Raw genomic sequence first — 2,309 nt, forward strand, 5'->3', positions numbered from 1 at the left:
GTACATATCGACATAGTCAGTGCCCAGCAGGGCCAGCTGGCGGTCGAAGGCCCGCAGAGCGCTGTCATAGCCCTGTTTGGAGTCACGCAGCTTGGTGGTCAGCCACAGGTTGGCACGCTCAGGACCACTCTGACAACCGAAGGCCTTGAGGCCACGGCCCACACCGCCCTCGTTGCGGTAGCCCGCTGCCGTATCGATGTGACGATAACCCAGCTCCAAAGCAGATTGCACTACTCCAGCGGTTTGATCATCGTCGATCCTGAGCACGCCCAGGCCTACCTGCGGAATGCGATTGCCATCAGACAATAGAATGTCAGGAACTGCTGTCACGGTCCACACCTTTCCAGACGCGGCCCAGCAGTCTGCCGGGCCATGCTCGCTCCATTCTAGAGCCGGGCAAAAGCCCAATTACAGTAGAACAGGCCCACGTGGTCAAACGTGTCCACACATGCACAGGCCTAGAATTTGGTAATGCCGAAGAAGTAGATGAGGTGGGTATCGAACCAGTGGTAGCCAAGGTCGAATACGGGCAGGAAGCCGATTCTCATCATCATTCCGACCGAACCCCAGGCGAAGAACAAGCCGAGTACAGCCAACAGCCACATGAGAGCGCTGCAGATTCGCCGTGTTTTGATCAATCGACGACGGCGGTTGGCTTCTGATCGGGTCTCCTGCCCATGGCTGACCATGATCGTGGCCAGCGGCTCTCCCATGGTCCCGGGTCCTGTCGCCTGAGATTCCAGATGTTCCATCTGCTCCAGGTCGTGACGACAGTTGCGCCGGCGACGTGAGAGCAGGTACCAGCCCACAAGGCAGGCAAAAAACAGGGCCAGGAGGACCCAGACCATGTAAATGGGCGCCCCCTCAGGTTGGGTAGGGGGCACGTCATCGCCGATATAGTGCCCGCGCACAATCAAACGGTGAGAGTTGACGCCATAGGGATAGCAGGTCAGCAGGGTCACATAGTTGGAATTCTGGACTGGCTGCAGTGCGCTGACGTCAGTAGGCAAAATGATCTTAATCTGGTCTACCTTATAGCTCATATGCCGTTTGAGTACTCGTATCTGGAAGACGTCTCCCTTGCGCAACTGGGTCAGGTTATCGAAAAGCATGTAGCCGACTTCGCCGGTGTGCCCTGTGATGACGGAGTGGATGGTTCGGTTGTCAGTCGGCACGTGAGTCGTGGCAATGTGCCCGGTGCCGTCCTTGAGAACCGCGTCGCTGGTACCGTGCCGCACAGGCAGCTTAAGGTTGATCTTGGGAATCTCCACATATGCCATCATGCCCTTGCCATCTACATTGAGGGTTTTGTAGTAGCGACCCAGTGGCTCCTTGACTTCCTTGTACTTGAAGGGGTCTCTCAGTGTAGGCTTGCCCAATTCCTCGTCATATTTCTTGGCATCGCGCCACATGGCTCTGCGCTGTGCCGGCGAAAGAGCTTCCACAATCTGATCGTAGTTGTCCATTGCCGAGGAATCCTGGTAATAGTTCACATATGCGGCCAACAGCGGATAGAGGAAGATAGCCAGACCAATCAGAAAAGCCAGAGTCTCCAGGAGCCCGAATCCTCGACCGGACTTGGTTGTCTTTCGACCCTTCTTTGTCTGTTTGGATGCTGTCACGGTAATCTGACCAGCATTGCCTTGCTTATCTATTTCTTTGGGATAATTTCCTGAAACGACGATTATCGGGGCCAATGACTTGGCTTGGCCCGAAACTGACACTGGATCTGCTATTGCACTTGAACCATGCAAGTCTGAAGTACCGCGGTCCTTAGGTGCTGCCAATGGGGGAAAGGATGGCGGCAGATCAGAACTAGGAGCATAGGTAGGCGGCATATCCGCTTGCCCTTCAGGAATGGACGCATTTGCAACATCACCGTTGCCGATGACATGAGCTGAGCTCATAGTAGCCGAGTCAGTATTCTGGTCCATTTATAGCCTTCCTCGTGCTGCATCTCAAATAGTCCAGTTAATAACTATAAATAGCTTTTGGCATACAAAGACCGGCGGCACCTGTATGATGCCGCCGGTCCTTTATACACTCTCACAGACGCCGTTGATATCTCGTGACGACATCATACCGGCATGACTATGAGAGAATACCTAGTGCTTATCCCGGTTCCAGGAGCGCGCAACGATTGCCAAGTAGAGGCCCATCACGGCCAGAATCAAGAGCAGAATGCCAGGGGCTACCATGGATACACCGGTAGCTGCCAGCTTTCGTGGTCCCGATCTCGCGACAGGAACAGTCTGGGTTCCATTCCCAGTTTGGGTTCCGTTCTGAAACTCATCCTGAGGCACGTCAAC

3 protein-coding genes are annotated in these 2,309 nt (G+C 54.6%); all 3 read right to left on the minus strand.

The genetic code is table 11. The features are described from left to right. The coding region (locus AC0AP0_RS12225) for an aldo/keto reductase (protein ID WP_490430675.1) at positions 1-339 on the minus strand (339 nt) is incomplete at its 3' end. Between the two features lie 119 nt (positions 340-458). Next, on the minus strand, positions 459-1,622 hold the full coding sequence (locus AC0AP0_RS12230) for a class C sortase (protein ID WP_490430676.1): 1,164 nt from the start codon (positions 1,620-1,622) through the stop codon (positions 459-461). 483 nt (positions 1,623-2,105) lie between these two features. Continuing rightward, positions 2,106-2,309, minus strand: a 204-nt coding sequence (locus AC0AP0_RS12235) for a hypothetical protein (RefSeq protein WP_490430677.1), incomplete at its 5' end; no start/stop codon positions are given.

The sequence above is a fragment of the Bifidobacterium sp. POST2/T3 (B1) genome (genome assembly GCF_058197115.1).